This window comes from Planococcus maritimus (genome assembly GCF_001687625.2).
In the GTDB taxonomy this organism is placed as follows: Bacteria; Bacillota; Bacilli; order Bacillales_A; family Planococcaceae; genus Planococcus; species Planococcus maritimus.
This window is the reverse complement of the sequence record NZ_CP016538.2, coordinates 3238470-3258658: the sequence shown is the minus strand read 5'-3', so window position 1 is coordinate 3258658 and position 20189 is coordinate 3238470. Positions and strand designations below refer to the sequence as shown.

At 44.2% G+C, this 20189-nt stretch carries 15 protein-coding genes; 12 read left to right on the top strand and 3 right to left on the bottom strand.

Annotation, left to right across the window (positions count from 1 at the left end):
- The first annotated feature begins 49 nt into the window (after nucleotides 1-49).
- From BBI11_RS16085 to rlmH, 10 genes are all read left to right on the top strand, one after another.
- Nucleotides 50-1336 carry an adenylosuccinate synthase gene (locus BBI11_RS16085; RefSeq protein ID WP_068459457.1) on the top strand — a complete coding sequence of 429 codons (1287 nt, stop codon included), beginning with the start codon at nucleotides 50-52 and terminating at the stop codon, nucleotides 1334-1336.
- A gap of 339 nt (nucleotides 1337-1675) precedes the next feature.
- Complete coding sequence (locus BBI11_RS16080; RefSeq protein WP_068459456.1) at nucleotides 1676-2980, top strand: M23 family metallopeptidase; 1305 nt, start codon at nucleotides 1676-1678, stop codon at nucleotides 2978-2980.
- A 1024-nt stretch (nucleotides 2981-4004) separates the two neighbouring features.
- Complete coding sequence (gene yycF, locus BBI11_RS16075) at nucleotides 4005-4712, top strand: response regulator YycF (RefSeq protein WP_068459454.1); 708 nt, start codon at nucleotides 4005-4007, stop codon at nucleotides 4710-4712.
- Between the two features lie 5 nt (nucleotides 4713-4717).
- A complete protein-coding gene (gene walK, locus BBI11_RS16070) occupies nucleotides 4718-6544 on the top strand; it encodes a cell wall metabolism sensor histidine kinase WalK (protein ID WP_068459452.1) in 1827 nt (608 codons plus the stop codon).
- On the top strand, nucleotides 6535-7875 hold the full coding sequence (locus BBI11_RS16065) for a YycH family regulatory protein (RefSeq protein WP_083389135.1): 1341 nt from the start codon (nucleotides 6535-6537) through the stop codon (nucleotides 7873-7875). Before walK ends, BBI11_RS16065 begins: the two co-directional genes overlap by 10 nt.
- On the top strand, nucleotides 7862-8665 hold the full coding sequence (locus tag BBI11_RS16060; protein WP_068459451.1) for a two-component system regulatory protein YycI: 804 nt from the start codon (nucleotides 7862-7864) through the stop codon (nucleotides 8663-8665). Before BBI11_RS16065 ends, BBI11_RS16060 begins: the two co-directional genes overlap by 14 nt.
- 13 nt (nucleotides 8666-8678) lie before the next feature.
- Nucleotides 8679-9467, top strand: a complete 789-nt coding sequence (locus tag BBI11_RS16055; protein ID WP_068459449.1) for an MBL fold metallo-hydrolase — start codon at nucleotides 8679-8681, stop codon at nucleotides 9465-9467.
- A gap of 921 nt (nucleotides 9468-10388) precedes the next feature.
- Nucleotides 10389-11591 carry a S1C family serine protease gene (locus BBI11_RS16050; protein ID WP_068459447.1) on the top strand — a complete coding sequence of 401 codons (1203 nt, stop codon included), beginning with the start codon at nucleotides 10389-10391 and terminating at the stop codon, nucleotides 11589-11591.
- A 316-nt stretch (nucleotides 11592-11907) separates the two neighbouring features.
- Nucleotides 11908-12072 (top strand): CxxH/CxxC protein, encoded by a 165-nt coding sequence (locus tag BBI11_RS16040; RefSeq protein WP_068459443.1) that lies wholly within the window; start codon nucleotides 11908-11910, stop codon nucleotides 12070-12072.
- 89 nt (nucleotides 12073-12161) lie between these two features.
- Nucleotides 12162-12641 (top strand): 23S rRNA (pseudouridine(1915)-N(3))-methyltransferase RlmH, encoded by a 480-nt coding sequence (rlmH, locus tag BBI11_RS16035; RefSeq protein ID WP_068459441.1) that lies wholly within the window; start codon nucleotides 12162-12164, stop codon nucleotides 12639-12641.
- Between the two features lie 26 nt (nucleotides 12642-12667).
- On the opposite strand, the gene BBI11_RS16030 is transcribed toward rlmH, so the two are convergent.
- Genes BBI11_RS16030 through BBI11_RS16020 form a run of 3 tightly spaced genes read right to left on the bottom strand, consistent with a single transcriptional unit; the run spans nucleotide 12668 to nucleotide 14301 of the window.
- Nucleotides 12668-13198 (bottom strand): PIN domain-containing protein, encoded by a 531-nt coding sequence (locus tag BBI11_RS16030; protein ID WP_068459439.1) that lies wholly within the window; start codon nucleotides 13196-13198, stop codon nucleotides 12668-12670.
- Nucleotides 13191-13943 carry an ImmA/IrrE family metallo-endopeptidase gene (locus BBI11_RS16025; RefSeq protein ID WP_068459438.1) on the bottom strand — a complete coding sequence of 251 codons (753 nt, stop codon included), beginning with the start codon at nucleotides 13941-13943 and terminating at the stop codon, nucleotides 13191-13193. The genes BBI11_RS16030 and BBI11_RS16025 overlap by 8 nt, the downstream gene beginning before the upstream one ends.
- Before the next feature lie 22 nt (nucleotides 13944-13965).
- The gene (locus tag BBI11_RS16020) at nucleotides 13966-14301 is read right to left on the bottom strand and encodes a helix-turn-helix domain-containing protein (RefSeq protein ID WP_068459436.1); all 336 of its coding nucleotides are present in this window, start codon (nucleotides 14299-14301) and stop codon (nucleotides 13966-13968) included.
- Between the two features lie 363 nt (nucleotides 14302-14664).
- Between BBI11_RS16020 and BBI11_RS16015 the strand changes: the two genes are divergently transcribed.
- Nucleotides 14665-15987, top strand: coding sequence for a YopA family protein (locus BBI11_RS16015; RefSeq protein WP_068459434.1), 1323 nt, complete (start codon nucleotides 14665-14667; stop codon nucleotides 15985-15987).
- A gap of 127 nt (nucleotides 15988-16114) precedes the next feature.
- Nucleotides 16115-20017 (top strand): hypothetical protein, encoded by a 3903-nt coding sequence (locus BBI11_RS16010; protein WP_068459432.1) that lies wholly within the window; start codon nucleotides 16115-16117, stop codon nucleotides 20015-20017.
- The last annotated feature ends 172 nt before the right edge of the window (nucleotides 20018-20189 follow it).

The following is a 20189-nucleotide window of genomic DNA, read 5'->3' as shown; positions in this document are numbered from 1 at the left end:
AATAAAGACTGTTTGAAACAGGGCGACAAGCCTAACGGAGGTGCGGACGATGACATCAGTCGTAGTAGTAGGAACGCAATGGGGAGACGAAGGAAAAGGGAAAATCACGGATTTTCTATCAGAGCATGCAGAAGTAATCGCACGTTATCAAGGCGGAAATAATGCTGGGCACACCATCATTTTTGGCGGCGAAACGTATAAATTGCACTTGATTCCATCGGGGATTTTTTATAAAGAAAAAACATCGGTAATCGGCAACGGCATGGTCGTCGACCCGAAAGCGCTAGTGCAAGAGCTGAAAGGCCTTCACGATCGCGGAGTGACGACAGAGAATTTGCGCATTTCAAACCGTGCGCACGTCATTTTGCCTTACCACATCAAGCAAGACGAAGTGGAAGAAGCGCGCCGTGGCGCCAACAAAATCGGCACGACTGGAAAAGGCATCGGGCCTGCATATATGGACAAAGCGGCACGCGTCGGGATCCGTATTGCAGATTTGCTGGACCATGTCGTATTCGAAGAAAAACTGCGCATGAACTTGAAAGAGAAAAACCGCATGTTCGAGAAATTCTATGAAACAGAAGGCTTTACGGTCGAGGAAATCATGGAAGAGTATTATCAATACGGGCAGGAAATTGCCCAATACGTGACCGATACTTCGAAAGTGCTAAACGATGCATTCGATGCCGGCCGCCGCGTGCTATTCGAAGGCGCACAAGGCGTCATGCTCGATATCGACCAAGGTACTTACCCATTTGTCACATCGTCCAACCCAGTAGCGGGCGGCGTTACGATTGGTGCTGGCGTAGGCCCGACGAATATTTCACACGTCATCGGCGTCTGCAAAGCATACACATCCCGTGTTGGTGACGGACCATTCCCAACTGAACTATTCGACGACATCGGCGACAAGATTCGCACAGTCGGTAAAGAATTCGGTACAACAACAGGCCGTCCGCGCCGCATCGGCTGGTTCGACAGCGTCGTCGTTCGCCATGCACGTCGTGTCAGCGGATTGACGGATTTGACCGTCAACTCGATCGATGTCTTGACAGGCCTCGATACGGTGAAAATCTGTACGGCTTACCGCTATCAAGGCGAGCTGATCACAGAATACCCAGCGAACTTGCGCATGCTCGCAGACTGCGAACCGGTCTATGAAGAAATGCCAGGCTGGTCTGAAGACGTTACATCGTGCAAATCATTGGATGAATTGCCGGACAACGCGCGCCATTATTTGGAGCGCATCTCGCAATTGACTGGCGTCCAGATCTCGATTTTCTCTGTCGGGCCAGACCGCAACCAGACAAACATCGTCAAAAGCGTTTGGCGTTAATCGAATACCTACAAGCCACTGCCTTTAAGCGCAGTGGCTTTTTTATTTGGCTACAATTTCGCCATAAATGAAACAACCGTCCAAAGTCCATATATGAAGTTTGTGACAACAAAATCACAAGGAACAGCCATGAAATGGAAAACAAGGACAGAAATCATAATTTTTTTGCCTCTATTTGAAGAATTAAAGAAAATCATGACATTAAATGGATAATACTGTATGGTACATAACATATTGGTAACAATGAGTTTATCAGGTGAGCTATTGAAAACAGATGTGATAGAGTGGGGAAGTTAAAAAACCTCCTCACGGAAAGATGAAAGGAGCCCGACCCGCAACATGAACGCGAAACACTCAAACAAAGACAAATTGAACCTGCGCAAATGGAAAATCGGAACAGTCCTTGTGCTTGCAGCCAGTGCATTCGGCGCCAACACGATTTTTGCCGAACCGAATGAGTCGCAAAACCTGGAGCCCGTTTATCATATCTATCACAACGCTAGCTATCTCGGAGCCGTCTCAGACGATGCGCCGATCGATGACTTAATTGATGAAAAACTGAAGACGACCGCAAGCGATTACGATGATTTGCGTCTCGCACCGAGTGAGGACCTAACCGTTCGCACTGAACAAGCCGTAGCCTCGAATCCGGCAGACGACGAAACGATCATCAGCCAGCTAGACGAGCAATTGGCCATCCAGGCAGAGGCCTTCGCCTTGCGAGTCGACAATGAATCAGAAGTCTATGTAAAAGATCGTGAAGCCTACGAAGAAACCATTCAGCTCATTAAAGAAACAGCTGTAACCGAAAAGGAGCTCGAGCAATTCGAGCAGCAGCAAAACGAAACGGATTTGCCTGAGCTCAAAGCAGGCGAATCGCGCATCACGGACATTTCCTTTTCGCAGCCGGTCAATGGCTTGTCCAAACAAATCGATCCGAAACAAGTGATGGCGCCCAAACAAGTGATGGCGCCCAAACAAGCCGCAGAGCACGTAACCGATGAGCTCGGGGTGGATGTGCTCGTCAGTAAAGCCGAAAAAGCATTGAAGAACATGCCTTACGAAACGGTCAAAAAAGACAGCAAGGATATCTATATCGGCGAAATGGAAGTCAGCCAAAAAGGCAAGCGCGGCGAAAAAGCGGTCAGTTACGCCGTACGCGAAGTCAACGGTGAGCGCGTCGGCCGCTCCGAGACACGCGAGAAAATCCTGGAAGAGCCAGCCGACAAAATCATCCTAGAAGGCGAGAAGGAACTGCCGGGCGTCGGCACAGGCGAATTCACCTGGCCGGCAGACGGCGGCTACGTGTCGAGCAAAAAAGGGCAGCGCTGGGGCCGTGCCCATAAAGGCATCGACATCGCACAGCCCGATACATTCGATATCGTCTCCGCTGACCACGGCACGGTCACCAAAGCAGGGGCAGCCGGCACATTCGGCAACCGCGTCGTCGTTGACCATAAGAACGGCTATGAGACGATCTATGCGCATCTCTCGTCGATTGACGTCCAAGTGGGCGACAAAGTATCCCCGCATACGAAACTCGGCGATATGGGGACGACAGGACGCTCTACAGGCATCCACCTGCATTTCGAGTTATCCTACGAAGGCCAGGACCGTGACCCTTTGGATTATGTGAAAAAATAAACGATCAACAAGCTGCCAGCGTGCTGGGAGCTTGTTTTGTATTTTAATATATAGATAGCTTACAGATAATGCTTCTAGTGTTGTAAAACATTCGATCAAGTGAGTAAAATAGCTTGCGCTATCAGACTTCGTTGCAGGGGGCTGCTTGCCGTGGGGCGGGTGTTGAGCCAACGTGCCGCAAAATGCGCGGCACGTTTGTCTCGCCAGCCCGCGCGGTCCCACAGGCGTCAGCCCCCTTCCACTCCGTCTCTAGTTTTAGAGGGGAAGACAACTTCTTCTGTCCACTCGACAAAAAATGAGGAGATGCTCCATGTCTGGTAGCTCATATCGTTTGGATCAAAGAGAGTGTGATTTTCAGTTCAAACAGCTATTTGTCAGATGTCACATCTCAGGAAGCGATTCCCCAACTAGCCGGCAACTAGGTAAAGAAGCAAATCTACTTGAACACACCTCAATCAATGAAATCTTTAAGCCGCCAAGCGTAAAAGGGTGAGCCGACGCCGTAAGACAGGTGCTCTTCCTGGCTTACGGCGAGAGGCCAACCCAAAGCAAGGCGGCGACTATTGAGAAGAAGCTTAAATAGAAGATCGGAACAAGTAGACAAGAAACTTCTTGCTATCTTTTTCTATACTTATCCCGGGAAGCGATTCCCCAACTAGCCGGCAACTAGGTAAAGAAGCAAATCTGCTTGAACACACCTCAATCAATGAAATCTTCAAGCCGCCCAGCGTAAAAGGGTGAGCCGATGCCGTAAGACAGGTGCTCTTCCTGGCTTACGGCAAGAGGCCAACCCAAAGCAAGGCGGCGACTACTAAGCTGAAGTACCAATAGAATGCAAAAATAGTTTCCACAAGCAAACCCTTACCAGGCATTTACGCCTCTAGAACCCGCACATCGCTGAGCCCCGCTGTGACCACCCAAAGGTGCGAAATGCTTGAAATAATGATAAAGTAAAGGGTAGCAAAGAATGTCAAAACGGCTAGGTACATGTGAAATAATTGGGATGCAGAGGGGGAGAAGATAGATGAACAAAACAATATTAGTTGTGGATGATGAGAAGCCAATTGCGGATATTTTGCAATTTAATTTGAAAAAAGAAGGCTTTAATGTGGTAGTGGCTTACGACGGCGATGAGGCCATCAAAGTGGCAGAAGAAATTCAGCCGGACTTGATGCTGCTTGATATCATGCTGCCAAACCGCGACGGCATGGAAGTATGCCGCGAAGTGCGGAAGAAGTTCGATTTTCCGATCATCATGCTGACGGCGAAAGACTCAGAGATCGACAAAGTACTCGGACTGGAGCTCGGAGCGGATGATTACGTCACGAAGCCTTTCTCAACGCGTGAATTGATTGCGCGGGTCAAAGCGAATTTGCGCCGCCAGAACGTTGTGCCGGCAGAAGAGGAAGGCATTGGCTCAAACGATATTCAAGTCGGGTCGCTGACGATTCAACCGGATGCCTATTTGGTGTTGAAGCGTGAAGAGACAATCGAATTGACGCACCGGGAGTTCGAGCTGTTGCATTATTTGGCGAAGCATATTGGCCAAGTAATGACGCGCGAGCATTTGCTGCAGACGGTGTGGGGCTATGATTATTTCGGTGACGTGCGGACAGTGGATGTCACCATTCGCCGCTTGCGTGAAAAAATTGAAGACAATCCGAGTCACCCAGCGTGGATCGTGACGCGTCGCGGCGTCGGCTACTACCTGCGGAACCCTGAACAGGAGTAGGCTGAATGCTGAAAACCAGTTTTTTTAAGTCGATTCATGTGAAATTTGTCTTGATCTATATTTTGCTGATCCTATTAGCGATGCAGATCATCGGCCTTTATTTTTCCGAGCAGCTCGAAGAAACACTGCGCAATAATTTCAATGATTCCGTTAGAGACCGGATGGAAATCATCGAGTTTAGCGTACGCGAAGAGATGATTCGCAACCGGACGGAGGAGGACCTGACCATTGAGCAGAGCCTCCGTTCGGTATTGACGAATTTCGATTCGGGCGACATCAATGAAATCCGCGTGGTTGATAACCGCTACCGGATTTTGGGCACGTCTCTGGGCGAGAACCAATCGCTCGTCGGCCAACGTTCGACAGACGACCAGATTCGCCGGTCCATTATCGGAGAGACCCTGCTAGAGCAAACCTATGTAGATGGCAGCCTTGAAGAGCGGGTATGGGTGAGAACCTTGCCAATTACAGCGGTCGGTGGTGAAATGCTCGGTACGCTGTACGTCAAAGCGGAAGTTGAGAATGTCTATGACCAAATGGACACCATCAACTCGATTTTGGCTGGCGGTACTGCCATTGCACTTGTTATTACGGCGGTGCTCGGCATATTGGTTGCACAGACGATTTCACGGCCAATTGCCGATATGCGCAGGCAAGCACAAGCGATGGCGAAAGGTAATTTTTCGCGCAAAGTACGTGTTTACAGTGAAGATGAAATTGGCCAGTTGGCCCGGGCGTTCAATCATTTGACGAACCGGCTGCAGGAATCACAGCAGTCGACAGAAAGCGAACGGCGCAAACTCGCATCGGTGCTTGCCAATATGACAGATGGCGTTCTGTCGACCGATCGCAGAGGGCGCATTATCCTGATCAATGAGCCCGCCTTGCAGTTATTGAATGTTTCACGTGAAACGGTCATTAACCGGCCGGTGACGACAGTGCTTGGTTTGGATGAAGCGTATACGTTCGAAGATTTGATCGATATGCGCGATGCGATCACGCTCGATATCAGCTCGCATGATCAGGCGACGCTTTTGCGCACGACGTTCTCGGTCATTCAAAAAGAGACCGGTTTTGTTAACGGTTTGATCGCTGTGTTGCACGATAATACAGAACAAGAGAAAATCGACATCGAGCGCCGCGAGTTCGTGGCGAACGTCTCGCATGAATTGCGGACACCGCTTACAACAATGCGCAGTTATTTGGAGGCGCTCGCTGACGGCGCTTGGCAAGATCCGGATCTCGCACCGAATTTCCTCAACGTCACGCAAACCGAAACCGAGCGAATGATTCGTCTCGTCAACGATTTGCTGAAACTGTCGAAGATGGATTCGAGCGAAGCGGACTTGAGCCGCGAAATGGTCGAATTCGGTGTATTTTTCAACCGCATCATCGACCGTTTTGAGATGTCGAAATCACAAAATGTATCGTTTGAACGAAAAGTGCCGAAATCACAGTATTTTGTGGAAATCGATACCGATAAATTGACGCAAGTCATCGATAATATTATTTCCAATGCCTTGAAATATTCTCCGGAAGGCGGCAAAGTCCGCTTTTCAGTCCGCGAGAAAGAAGGGGAATTGCTCGTGTCGATCAGCGATGAAGGAATGGGCATTCCGAAAGAAAACGTCGAGCGTATTTTCGACCGCTTCTACCGCGTGGACCGTGCGCGTTCGCGTGCAATGGGCGGGACAGGCCTTGGCCTGGCGATTTCAAAAGAAATGATCAATGCACACGGTGGGAAAATCTGGGCGGAAAGCCGTTACGGCAAAGGAACTTCGATTTATTTCACCTTGCCATATGAAATTGATGATGGAGGTGAATGGGATTGAAGTATTTGGAGCATGTAAAATCTGTTGCCTTATTCGTCCTGATTATGCTCAGCCTCGCACTGACATTCACCATTTGGACCTTCACCCCATCGCTTCAGGAGATTGAAACGCCGACACAAGTGGATGTAGCCATTGGCGACAATCGAACGGCCGATGAAGTGGTGCGCCCTGTGAAAGTGTTGTATCACCACGAAGAAGAAGTAACCGGTACATCCTCCCAGGCCGACATTGAAGCGATGCTGGAAACCATCCAGCGATGGGAGATTTCCGATGTCCAATTGTTTGAAGAAGAAGCAGGAACGGATGCCCTTAAGCAGTATTTGCAAGAACCTGGGCGCACCGTGCTGTATTATCCGGGTGCTGTGCCGTTTCCTGTATTCGATGTCATTATGGACATTACCGATAATAATTTGCCGGAATCGACATTCAACCGCGTTGTTGTGGAATGGGGCACCGAGGAAAATCCTGAGTCCACGATGTACTTTATCAATACCGGTTCCGGCCGGATTTATGAAGCACAAGTATCGGATGCTGAGTTGATTGAGTTCCGCGGGGATTATGTGCAACAGTCAAAAGAATATGCCCGTTACGTAACGGATTCACGAATTGGCCGACTGCCGGTGTATGTGCCAGAAAATCCGTTAGAGAAGACCAGCTTTGATTATTTGCTGGACGAGACATCACCTGCTACATTCGCCGATGCCATTATGGACAACCCGACGGCGGAGTTTGCGGGAGATTTGCAGAGCGAAGAATTTACGGATGATTCGGGGGCCATTATGCGTGAGTTGAATGGCCAAAAAAGCATCAATTACGTACAGCCAAAAGCCGAAACGTCTGATCCCGCCATTCCATCCGACCTCGTGTATAATTCGATTAACTTTGTGAATGAACATGGTGGATGGACCGACCAATATGTGTATTTCGGCATGAAATCGGTCAATCAACAAATCAGTTATCAATTGTTCTTCGAGGGCGCACCGGTCTTTAGCAATACGACGGCTGTCAGCCTTGATGTAGAATGGGGCATTGATGATGGCATCGAGCAGGCATTCCGCTATAGCCGCCCGACCTATTTGCTCGATTCGGTCGTAGAAACCCGCACCATCGAAATGGCGTCTGGCGAAGCGGTTCTGGAGGCTGTGTCGCGCCTCGATATAGACCTTGAGACGGTTGAGGCCGTGATGATCGGCTACGAGCTGACACGCAGCGAAGACGAGCAATTGATTGAATTGATCACGTTCCAACCGGCTTGGTATTATAAAGCAAATGGCAAATGGACACGGCTATCTGACGAATCAGTAGGAGGCGTGAGGCTTGGATTGGAGTAAAACAAAAACAATTTTCATTATTGTCTTTTCTATTCTCAATGTCTTTTTGTACTCACTTTATATCGATCGCTATACGGAAGCAGAACAGATTCAGCCGCTTCCCGAATCGACCATCGATGAAAAATTGAGAGGCGACAATATCACGTATTCGGCCTTGCCAGAGTCATCTGAGGACAAGCCTTACGTGCGCGGAGAATCGAAGGCGTTTACCGAAACAGCAGTGGATATCGACGGTGTCGTCAATGTGCTCGATGGCCGAATGCTGCAAATCACTTACGATGAGCCGATTGAGCTCGATGGCGACAAAGAAGATGCGCTTGTGGCATTCATCGAAGAGGAAGTACCGGAAAGCTCAGAATACTCGCTATGGCAAATTGATGAAGATCAAAACCATGCGGTGTTTTTCCAGAAGATTTCAGGCGTTCCACTGTTCCACAGCAAAGGCGGCCAATTGACCGTCTTTTGGAACGAAGACGATGAAGTGATCGGCTTTGAGCAAACTCTATTCGACAACATCATCGAAAATGAAGAACAGAAGAAATTGATTTCGCCATTGGAATCGATTCATACGCTTTACCAAAAGAGTCTGTTGAAAACGAACAGCCGCATTACGGAAGCTGAACTAGGCTATTCAACTCATGTACAAGTATCCGAGAACCGGCAAATGTTCGTTCCAACCTGGCGCATCCGGGTCAAAGATTCCGAAGGCGTGGAAACAGATCTTTACGTTAATGCCATCAAGGATGGGGTTATTGAATTGAACAAACAGAACGAGGAAACAGCAGAGTAAGGAGATTTTAACTATGCGCTTTAGTGTATTGGCCAGCGGTTCGACTGGCAATGCCATCTATATAGAAAACGACGAGCATGCATTTTTAGTGGACGCAGGGCTCAGCGGCAAGAAATTGGAGTTGCTGTTCGCCTCTATCGGCCGCGATATGGGCAAGCTCGACGGCATTCTGGTCACCCATGAGCATAGCGATCATATTAAAGGGCTTGGCATCGCCGCCCGCCGGCATAAAGTGCCCATTTACGCCAATGCCAAAACGTGGACGGCGATGGACGGGCTCGTCGGCGCGATTCCCATCGAGCAGCGTTTCCATTTTGATATGGAGACGACGAAATCATTCGGCGGCCTCGACATCGAATCGTTTGGCGTGTCGCATGATGCGGCGGACCCGATGTTCTACGTGTTTCACGAGAACGGCCGCAAGCTCGCACTGATTACCGATACGGGCTATGTCAGTGACCGTATGAAGGGCATCATCGGCGCATCCGATGCGTATGTGTTTGAGAGCAACCACGACATCGGCATGTTGCAGATGGGGCGTTACCCGTGGTCGGTCAAACGACGCATCTTGAGCGATGTAGGGCACGTGTCGAATGAAGATGCGGCAGTGGCGATGTCAGAAGTACTGGCAGAAAAGCCGACGCGTATTTATTTGTCACATTTAAGTAAAGATAACAACATGAAAGACCTTGCGCGCATGAGCGTCGAGCAGACCTTGCAGACGAAAGGCATCTTCGTCGGCGATTATGTCGATTTGTTTGATACGTCTCCGACTGAGGCGACGCCTTTAGTTGTGGTGTGAATAGAGGTAAGAGGAGAGACTGTTCTAGAAGCCTGAGAAATGGCTTGTAGGGCAGTTTTTTTGGTTTTTAGAGCCGCTGATGTCCGTGAAAGTGGACGTTTTCGGGCCCACAGGATGTGGGTCATGCAGCTACCGCAGTCTCGTATTTAGCCGCTGATGCTCATTGCGGCGGACGCTTTCCGCGGGCACGGCTTCAGCCGCTTCCCTCGCTGTGCTCAGTCCAGGGTCTTCAGCTCGCGCTGTTCCCGCAGGAGTCGCCGCCTCCATTCCCATCAGCTAGAGTGAGGGAAAATAAAAGATATTTGTTTTTATAAAACTTACTCAAAGTCGGAATCCATTTTGAAAAAGCATAGCAATTGTGGTGCCAGCTGCCTGGGGCATCGGGTAACTATGTTGCTCCCACATCTGCGATGCAGATGCGTCGCAAATAAATGGGCTTAGCGTGACTTCGCCCATTTATTCGCCGCCTCCATTCCCATCAGCTAGAGTGAGGATGCAATACTATAGATTGGTTCTATAAGCTTGGTCAAAAGATCTCTATGCCGAAAAAGCACAGTGATTGGGGTAAAAGTTACCGGAGCGAATCGGGTAACTGCATTGATCAACTTTCGGGATACTCAAGTATGGCAGAAAAAATTTGCTCCCACATCTGCGATGCAGATGCGTCGCAAATAAATGGGCTTAGTGTGACTTCGCCCATTTATTTGCCGCTTACATTCCCATCAGCTAGGGTGAAATGAATATAAAGAAAGCGGTCAGGTTATTGTTGCTGACGTTGCGATGCTTCCCAATCATCCAACTAAAAAGTGTACAAAGTAAGTTGGATAGAAGCTTCCTGATGGGCTTAGGCGGGGAGGATTGCTTGCATTTTGACGGGTACATCTTATGATAAAAAGAGAAGCATAAGAGAGGATGGAGGCTATGGGTTATTACAATCAAACGCCGAATGGCCGGCAGCCGAAGCCGAGCCGTGCGGGTAGTTTTTTTGCAGGGGTGTTCGGCGTGATGGTCGGGGCGCTGTTGATGTGGGGATTGTTTTCACAAGCACCGGGTTTATTGCCGGGGACGGATTCAGCGGATTCCGGCACCCAGATCCAGCAGCAAAGCCGTGAACAGCAAGGCGCGTCGCTTGATATTACGACCGATGTGACGAAAGCAGTCGACGAAGCGTCAGATGCGGTCGTTGGCGTGTCAAATCTCCAGACGGGCGGGGATTTCTTCTCGCAAAGCCAGGAGCAGGCAGTGGGCACGGGTTCTGGCGTCATTTATAAAAGTGAAGGCGATACGGCTTATGTCGTGACTAATTATCACGTGGTCGAAGGTGCTAACAGTATCGAAGTGACTTTGGCCGATGGTGCGAAAGTCGAGGCACAAGTAGTCGGCAGTGATATTTGGACTGATCTCGCGGTTCTTGAAATGAGCAATGATAAAGTGCAGGACGTCGTGGAACTGGGCGATTCGGATGCGTTAAAGCGTGGCGAAGCGGTGATCGCGATCGGCAACCCGCTCGGACTTGAGTTTTCCGGTTCTGTGACGAGTGGTGTCGTATCAGGAACCGACCGGGCAGTTCCGGTCGATTTGGATGGTGACGGAACACAAGACTGGCAGGCAGAAGTTTTGCAGACAGATGCGGCGATCAACCCCGGCAACAGTGGCGGCGCGCTCGTCAATTTAGCAGGGCAATTGATTGGCATCAATTCCATGAAAATCGCCACTTCACAAGTCGAAGGCATCGGTTTCTCGATTCCGATCAACTCGGCATTGCCAGTCATCAATCAGCTCGAAGCAACGGGTGAAATGGTGCGACCGGCGATGGGCATTACCTTAATCGATTTGGCGCAAGTACCAAGCGCCTACCGAGCAGATACATTGAATTTACCGGAAGATATCACATCTGGTGTCGTCGTCAGTTCGGTCGTATCGTCTTCGGCAGCGGATCAAGCAGGCATGCGCCAATACGACGTCATCGTTGAGATGGATGGAGAAGAAATTGGCGATATCATCGAATTGCGCAAGCATCTATACAACGAAAAGCAAATTGGGGATATCCTACAAGTAAAGGCATATCGAAACGGTGAATTGCTCGAATTTGAGCTTGAACTAACCGACAATTCCACCTTATAAGATCCAGCAGTTCCAGAAGGTGTTTTATGCACCGACTGGAACTGCTTTTTTACGTGATTGAAATTGAGAGGAAGAAGCAAAAACGAGCTGAATATTATGCACTTTGCAGCTCAGATTTTGGGCTGGCAAAGCCTAATTGTTCGGAAAAAGACCATGTGGATAACTTTTTTGTTAAATTTCGATTATTAACAATCCACAGGCAACAAAAGCTTCGCTATCCGTAGTGTTTTATATCTGTTAAAATGGATTGTGGATAAAAGGGAACGAAATGTGCATAACTGTGTTGAATATTCGGAAATCGAAAGGAGGCGTAAAAATGGAGCTATTTTGCTGCCAAACGCATGTGGGACAAGGGCTAGACGAATTTGTCGCCAAAACAGAAAGCTATCCTATACTGACTGAATTATCAGATAGCGAAAAGTTATCCACAAAGTGCAATTACTGCGAAGAGCAGGCATTGTATCTTGTGGCGAGTAAATAAAATTCTACAAGATGTAGAATTGCCTGTGGATATGTGCATAAAGTCTGTGGGCAACTTGTTTGTAAATTTCATGTAAAGGGGGATAAGTTGTGAACATTTCCATTGTGACCGTCGGAAAACTGAAAGAGAAATACTTGAAAGCGGGCATTGCAGAATATGCAAAACGCTTAGGGGCTTATGCAAAAATCACGGAGGTAGAAGTCGCGGACGAAAAAGCGCCGGAGCAATTGAGCGAAGCGGATATGGAAATCGTCAAAAAGAAAGAAGGCGAGCGCATACTCGCCAAAATCCCACAAGACGCCTACGTCATCGCCCTCGCGATTGACGGCAAAATGAAGACTTCCGAGCAGCTCGCCAAAGACATGGAATCGCTCATGACCTATGGCCGCAGCAAAGTCGTCTTCGTCATCGGGGGCTCTCTTGGTCTGCACGATGAAGTCTTGAAGCGTGCGGATGAGAAATTGTCGTTCTCGAAAATGACGTTTCCGCATCAATTGATGAAGTTGATCTTGCTGGAGCAGGTGTATCGTGGTTTTCGGATTATGAAGGGGGAGCCTTACCATAAGTAAGTGAGGTAAAAGAGCACCAATCTAAATTAAATAGATTGGTGCTCTTTTTGGTATTGAATATAGTAATCATTAAAAGAACAATCAGGTAGTTTTCTACCTTTAAGTTTCATATTTGCCCAAATTTGTTCAGCATCGGCTAATGACAATTCGGAATCCTCTACTAATTCACATAAAATTATACCAGTAGTTTTTATAATAATATTTTCTTTTTCGCATACTTTGGATATATCTGATAGGTTATTACTTCCAATATATTGTCCTGAGTAAAATTTTGCGTAAGCAATACAAGCAGCTTCGCCTGAACCCATTACTTCGCTTAAATTTTCAAAATAAGTAATTTGTTCAAGGTTAGTAATATCTAAATCTGTAAGAATAAAATTCTCTTCATAAACTAAAAAACGTTTATAAAGATGTGGAACTTTGGGATTTTTTAATTCATCAAGGACAGCTTCTAATACAATATTTTCAAAAGCTGAATATTTATTCACTAAAATCTCAAGCTTATTAATCCATAAAAAGGCACTTAATGCATCTGTATCCCAAATAATACTACTCATCGGAATTTTCCTCCTCTAATTCATAGGGAGTATTAATTATTCCTAGAGAGTTAACATTTTCTAAAAGTTCGTTATATTTTTTTTCTGTTATTTTTTCTTCATTGTATAGTTTTTCAACTAAAACTTTATAATCTGAAAATAAACGAGTTTCTTGACTTGATTTATAAAGATCAGGTTGATAGCCATAACGATTTGCAGTAGCTCGAATTTTTATTGAATAAAAATGTTGTGCTAATTCAGGAGAAATTAAGTTTAAATCTCTTAATCTACGAACCAATGCCGCATGGCTTACTTTGAAAATATTTCCAAGATGAAGTAATACACTAATGTCTATTTGTCCATTAGTATCTTTTAGTACCTCTGATAAAATCGTTTTTATTCCATTTTCAGGCATTAAAAAATACGTTGCAAATAAGTCCGCACTTAACTCGGACTCATTAGTGGGATCAAATTTTGCAGCATTACAAATTTGAGTTGTTAAGTCTTTGTCATATTTAAAATGATAAAATTCATGAGCTTTAGTGAAATTTTGGTGGCCCTTGGTTTTATTCGTGTTAATGATAATCATATACTCATCTTCGTATTTCATAAAAATGCCTGAAATGTCGTCACTTAACGGCTTTTCAAGCAAATGAATATTATTTCTGTCATACAAAGCATTTAAATCAATTGATTGTAATTCGCTGAAATGATTTGCTGTACGTTCAAAATCAGCTAAATTTTCGATTTTATCATTTAAATCCATAATGAGTCTTGAGCACCTACCTTTAAAGAGTTTTTAACTTATTAAATGTTACAAGCAACTTTTTGGCATTCATAATTACTTCTAGATCAAAATCATTGATTTCCTCATTCGCTCGAAATGCTAAAGACACGGGATTAATTTTATTGTATTCACTTTCATTTAATAAATCTGTGATTTTACAGTCATAAATTCCTGCGAATTTTTGCAATAATGAAGTGCTAACTGTTCTATGACCGTTTTCATAAAAGGAAACTTGTTCTCGTTTTAGGCCTAGTAAAGTTGCGACCTGTTGTTGCGTCAAATTCATTGCTTCACGTTTACGTTTTAAATTATGACCAATTAATTCATTGGTAATCATTTTAAATGCCCCCTATTGATTGGAAATTTGGTTGCTAAATTCATGGAGCAAAATTCCCTAAGGAAAGTGTAACACATTATTTTGAAAATGTGTAACAAATGAGTTACGCTTTATCAATATTTTGTTACATCCATAAAATGGATGTAATCATATTTAAAATACATATTATATCACTGAAAGAAATTTAAAAATACAGGAAAAAATTAAGTTCTGAAAAATAAGAAGAACTACAAATGTATCAGTATTATACTGGAGATAGAGTTAGGACGTGCTTTTTAAATCTACTAAATTATTCTTTAATATCACATTTATAATTTCTTGTGAAAATGTTTATATCTGTATCTGAAGAAGGGAGAGAAGCAGATGACAAGAAAGCAGCCAATATTTAGTTCGTTTTTTGGGAAGAGAGAGGTACCGATTTATAAAGGACCGTTCATTCTAGAGGTGGAAGGGTCAACGATCTCGGCGGATGGAGAAATACGCATGTTATTCGGGCACACTAATTTCATTCAGTTGGAAGGGTCCATAGCAAGTCAACAGACAGAATTAGTTGATTTTATCAATAATAAGAATAAGGGAACCACTTTAAGAACTGAGACTAACTTAACCGCGCAGACAGGACATGTAGGTGGAGTATTTAACCTTTGGGAACAACATTCCACCATTAGTGCAACTCCAAACTTTATATCATCATTTTCAGAACCGCTCATGATAGATTGTTTGCAATTACATGTCTCTAACTTCATTGAACTGCGTGGAGGATCTGTAGTAGATTATGGGAGCCTAAGAACTTTCGCACATATGACCATAACAATTGAAGAGTGGGAGTTAACTATCCAACGAGGATATGACATAGAATCAAAGAAAATAGTGAAAAATTCAGAAGATGAATGGGATTATGCCTTAACGCATATTATTGAAATTAGAAAATCCAATAATATACTCTTTTTGAAGGAAGACGCAGAGTCCATTATTGAAACCCTTCGATTAGGATTTAGTTTATGTGCAGGGAGGAGGGTCGGCTTTCCAATCCTTATTGGTTATAAAGAGGGTGAGAAGGTAGCAGAGGAATATAAGCGGATTTTTATGGACAGATACGAGAAGAAACCAAATTGGGTAAGAGACCAACATGGTTTACTGTATGAACTTCTTCCAAAGCTACACAAGACTATAAAGGACCAATACATTCACACTGCGTTGGCGAGAAGTATTCACTGGCTTTGCGAAGCTAACCAAACTTCATTTGTAGGTCAGCCCGCAATTCCAGCACAAGTTGGACTAGAAACTGTTTGGTGGCTTATTCTTACACAGCTTCCTAAAAGTCCGATGACTGAAGAGGAATTCAAAAAAAAGAAAACAAAAGCATATATGCGAATGAAAAAAATGGCCGAAGTAATTCAGCTAAATACAGATATACCTAATCTACCGTCGCTTCGTTTACAAGAAACAAATATAAGGGATTTCCCAACTCTCTTTACTCAATACCGCAATCACCTTACACACCCAACGCCAAATGCCGTGTTTGAAAAAATGAATGTAATGGATTCATATAACATAGGACGAACGGGAATTTTGTATCTAGAGCTCGGTCTTTTATACATTATAGGTTACAAAGGAAATTACTTGCACCATTCTGATCAAAAAGAATGGCAGACACAGCAGGTGCCATGGGCTTTCAAAACTTAAATTCAGATCATAAAAAATCTTGAAGTAAAGAGTTCTCTCTTTCATTTCACACCTTTTCCCTAAATAGTTCTTTTAAAAAAACGAAAAATATTTTAGACGATACTAACAATGAAGAGGTGTTAATACTTTGAAGTCAATTAAAAAAACAACTCAACTTGGAGACGGTGCTCTTCAAAATAACATTTCATCGCAAATAAATGAAGAAGCTTTAGCTCAGCAATATGCCCATTCCCCCCATTTCCTTACTATTAAAGCCAGACAAATTGAGCAATGGGCTAATAGTCAAATTGAGTCTCGTAGTCTTCTGCCAGTATTACTACGGAAATTGGTACATTCAACCGGCGGGAATCTCTCCCACGTCAATTTTCCGGGTTATGATAACGGGCAGAGGAAGGGTTCCGATGGTTTTGTAAAAGCTGGAGTCGCTACCCCATGGATTCCTGAAGGTGAGTCTTATTGGGAATTCGGAACTGATCAAAAGATAAATAGTAAGGCTGAAGCGGATTACAATGCACGATTAACTACTGTCGATCCTACTGTAAGGGCCAATAGCACTTTCGTATTTGTTACCCCTCGCAATTGGCCTGGTAACAAGACTTGGGAGACTCAAAAAAATGAGGAAAGTGACTGGAAAGCAGTTAGAGTTTTTGATGCAAGTGATCTCGAACAGTGGTTGGAGCAATCGATACCAGCACAAGTATGGTTCGCAGAACAGCTGGACTTACCCATAAGCGGCTATGAAACACTAGAAATGGTATGGGATCGGTGGTCAAATGCTAGCGATCCTCCTTTAACGACTGCTATTTTTACTTCTTCAATTGTTGCCAGTAGAGATTTATTTAAAGAATGGATTAACAATTCTCCTAGTAGACCTTTTGTTGTGGCCGCTGACTCAAAGGGGGAAGCACTTGCTTTTCTTTCTTGTTTGTTTGAAGAGGAAGAATTTCAACATCTAAAAGATGTGGCAACAATTTTTAGATCTCCTGAAGCGCTCCGTACTCTTGTTAAATCCACGGTACCTTTTATCCCAATTATTCATTCTGAGGATACTGAGCGCGAGATTTTAAATGCCCATCTTCGACTTCATTGTATTATTATTCGACCACGTAATGCAGTTGATGTGGAAGCTGATGTTAGGCTTGATATCCTCAACTATCCCTCTTTTAAGAATGCACTCATTTCCATGGGAGTCGAAGAAGAAGAAGTGCCTAGACTTGCAAGAGAGTCAGGACAATCACCTACAATTCTTCGTCGGCGTCTCTCTAAAAATGCGGCGATTAGAAAACCGATATGGGCTGGAGAGGATAAAGCAGCAAAAAATTTAATACCGATGGCGTTAATCGGTGCGTGGCAATCGGAGAAAGAAGCAGATCGTGAGGTTATTTCTAAAGTAGCAAATTGCAATTATGAGGAAATCGAAATCGAATTAGCTCGTTTTCTTAGATTTGATGACAGTCCAGTATGGTCTGTCGGTCGCTTTAGAGGTGTAGTTTCAAAAATAGATGTACTTTTTGCGGTTGAGAGATTGGTAACGGCAAAGGACTTAGAACAATTTTTTTCAGCAGCAGAATATGTACTCTCAGAATCTGATCCGGCACTTGAATTACCAGAAAAAGATAGATGGGCTGCTGCTCTTTATGACAAGACACGTAATCACTCTGATGCTTTACGCAAAGGTATTTGCGAGACCCTAGTTATTTTGGCGGTTTATGGAAGTGATTTGTTTTATAGCCGTCTAGGTGTTGAAGTTGAAAGTCGAGTTGCAATACTAGTAAGGAAACTTTTAACACCATTAACACTTGAGAAATTGATTTCTCACGAACGAGATCTTCCTCTATTCGCTGAAGCTGCTCCAAGTGAATTTTTAAAGATTATTAGAAATGACTTGCGTTACGAAAATCCTATTGTGTTGAATCTCCTTAAACCAGTAGACAATAGTTTGTTTGGAAGAACACCGTCCCGCACTGGACTTCTTTGGGGACTGGAATATCTAGCTTGGAAGCCTCAAAACCTGTTGCAAGTATCATTAATTCTGGCACGCCTATCTCAATCGAAAATCGACGACAATTGGGTTAATACACCCGAGACAAGTCTTAAAGCTATTTTCAGATCCTGGATGCCACAAACAGGAGCCACCCTAGAACAGCGATGTAAGGTGTTGGAGAAACTAACTGAGCGCTATCCAGATATCAGTTGGGATATTGCCATCGATCAGATTAAACCTGGTTCTGAAATTGGACATTATAGTCACAGACCTCATTGGCGTAACGAAGCATCAGGAGCTGGACAGGTTGTAACATATAGAGAGTATTTCGAATTCAAACGGTATGCACTAGATTTACTAATTAATTGGCCAGCTCATGATGAAGAAACACTGAGCGACTTAGTTAAATATTTGCAAAGCATGCTCGAGGAAGATCAAAACAGAATTTGGGATTTAATCGATCAATGGTCTAAGGATGCTACTGAAGTCTCTAAAGCATTGTTACGCGAGCGTATTCGGCAATTTGCTTTTATTCGAGAAAGCAATCATCAAGAGCTTAAGGAGGTAACTCATAATCGTGCTCGTATAGCTTATGATAACCTCCGAATTCAAAATCCAATAGTCAATTATAGTTGGCTGTTCACTGAACAATGGGTAAATGAGTCACCTGAGGAAATAGAAGATAATCATTTTGATTTTCAACAATATGAGGCGAGAATCGATAGTCTACGGATGAAAGCGGTAATCGAAATATGGAATGATTTTAGTTTTGAGGGAATTAAAGAATTAATGGATGGTAGTAATGCTCCTGAAGTAATTGGTCGTTATATAACGTTATGTATTCCTGAATTTAAGCAAAGAGTAGATTTTATTGAACAATGTCTATCAATTAATGACGAGCTTAAAAGCAAGACAGAACAGTGTTTAAAAGGATTTATTTATTCTATTGAGGAAGATTTACGTATAGAAATCTTAAAAGCAACAGCTAAGGATTTGACTGATGAAGCGCGAAAAAAATTATTTATATGTGCACCATTTAACGAATCTACTTGGAGACTTATTGAAGACGATAACAAAGAAATTTATAGATTTTATTGGCAAACGGTACTTCCATTCGGAGGTTCTTATACTTCAGCTGAGCTCATTAAATTAGTTGATTGTTTGTTAGAGGCTCAGCGCCCTCGGGCTGCGTTTCATGCTGCACAAAGGTACCTTGACAGTCTGGAGACATCTCGACTGAAGTTGCTACTACACGATGTTGCCACAGTTGATGCCGAACCGTTAAATGATTTCAAACTTGAAAAACACCAAATTTCAAAAGCATTTGAAGTACTTAGTAAAAGCGTGGAAATTACTCAGAATGAAATAGCGAAACTTGAGTTTCTATTTATAGAGATATTGTATAAAAGTAAGCATGGAATACCTAATCTTGAAGCTCAAGTTATTGAATCTCCACTTTTATTTGTTCAAGCGGTTACTCTTGTTTACAACAGACAGGATAAGAGAGAGGACTTATTAGAGTGGAAGGTCGAAAACCCCGAGAAGCATTCAGCAGTAGCATATGCAGCCAACCTTTTACTAGAAAGTATTTCGAAAATTCCCGGTACAGATACTAAAGGAATGGTTGATGTAGCCATCCTTTCCAACTGGCTCTCAGAAGTCAGGAGATTGTGCGGAAAATATGGTCGTTTAGAAGCTGGGGATCGGTGCATAGGGAAACTTTTAGCTAAGGCACCAGTAGGTGTGAATGGCATATGGCCTTGTCCAGAAGTTTGTGAAGTAATGGAAGACATATCATCAACAGAAATTGCCCGAGGGTTCTTAATCGGGGTTCATAATTCTCAAGGATTTTATTGGGGAGGGGAAGGGGGAGAACGAGAGCGCAAACTTGCAGCGAAATATAATAAATGGACTGAAAGTTTGTTCTTTGAATACCCTTATGTGGGTACCGTTATAAAAGAAATTGCAGATTCTTATAACTGGGAAGCACAATGGCATGACTCCGAAGAAAAGATTGCGAAAAGATTGCAAGATCGACGACAGTGATTAGTATTTAAAGAATATACAGATATCTTGAAGAATACGAAACCTCGTTAGTTTTCTAGGGGGGAAGAAGCGTTTCTTATACATCATCTATCTAATAATGTATTCTGCAAAAGCAAAGTATAAATTTAGGTTTAATGCTTAAGGTTCTAAAAATATATAAGAGCGGCGGAGT

Bases quoted from the DNA above. Each gene is read 5' to 3' on its own strand.
- BBI11_RS16085 (WP_068459457.1), top strand. From the start codon at position 50: ATGACATCAGTCGTAGTAGTAGGAACGCAATGGGGAGACGAAGGAAAA.
- BBI11_RS16080 (WP_068459456.1), top strand. From the start codon at position 1,676: ATGAACGCGAAACACTCAAACAAAGACAAATTGAACCTGCGCAAATGG.
- yycF (WP_068459454.1), top strand. From the start codon at position 4,005: ATGAACAAAACAATATTAGTTGTGGATGATGAGAAGCCAATTGCGGAT.
- walK (WP_068459452.1), top strand. From the start codon at position 4,718: ATGCTGAAAACCAGTTTTTTTAAGTCGATTCATGTGAAATTTGTCTTG.
- BBI11_RS16065 (WP_083389135.1), top strand. From the start codon at position 6,535: ATGGGATTGAAGTATTTGGAGCATGTAAAATCTGTTGCCTTATTCGTC.
- BBI11_RS16055 (WP_068459449.1), top strand. From the start codon at position 8,679: ATGCGCTTTAGTGTATTGGCCAGCGGTTCGACTGGCAATGCCATCTAT.
- BBI11_RS16050 (WP_068459447.1), top strand. From the start codon at position 10,389: ATGGGTTATTACAATCAAACGCCGAATGGCCGGCAGCCGAAGCCGAGC.
- BBI11_RS16040 (WP_068459443.1), top strand. From the start codon at position 11,908: ATGGAGCTATTTTGCTGCCAAACGCATGTGGGACAAGGGCTAGACGAA.
- BBI11_RS16030 (WP_068459439.1), bottom strand. From the start codon at position 13,198: ATGAGTAGTATTATTTGGGATACAGATGCATTAAGTGCCTTTTTATGG.
- BBI11_RS16025 (WP_068459438.1), bottom strand. From the start codon at position 13,943: ATGGATTTAAATGATAAAATCGAAAATTTAGCTGATTTTGAACGTACA.
- BBI11_RS16020 (WP_068459436.1), bottom strand. From the start codon at position 14,301: ATGATTACCAATGAATTAATTGGTCATAATTTAAAACGTAAACGTGAA.
- BBI11_RS16015 (WP_068459434.1), top strand. From the start codon at position 14,665: ATGACAAGAAAGCAGCCAATATTTAGTTCGTTTTTTGGGAAGAGAGAG.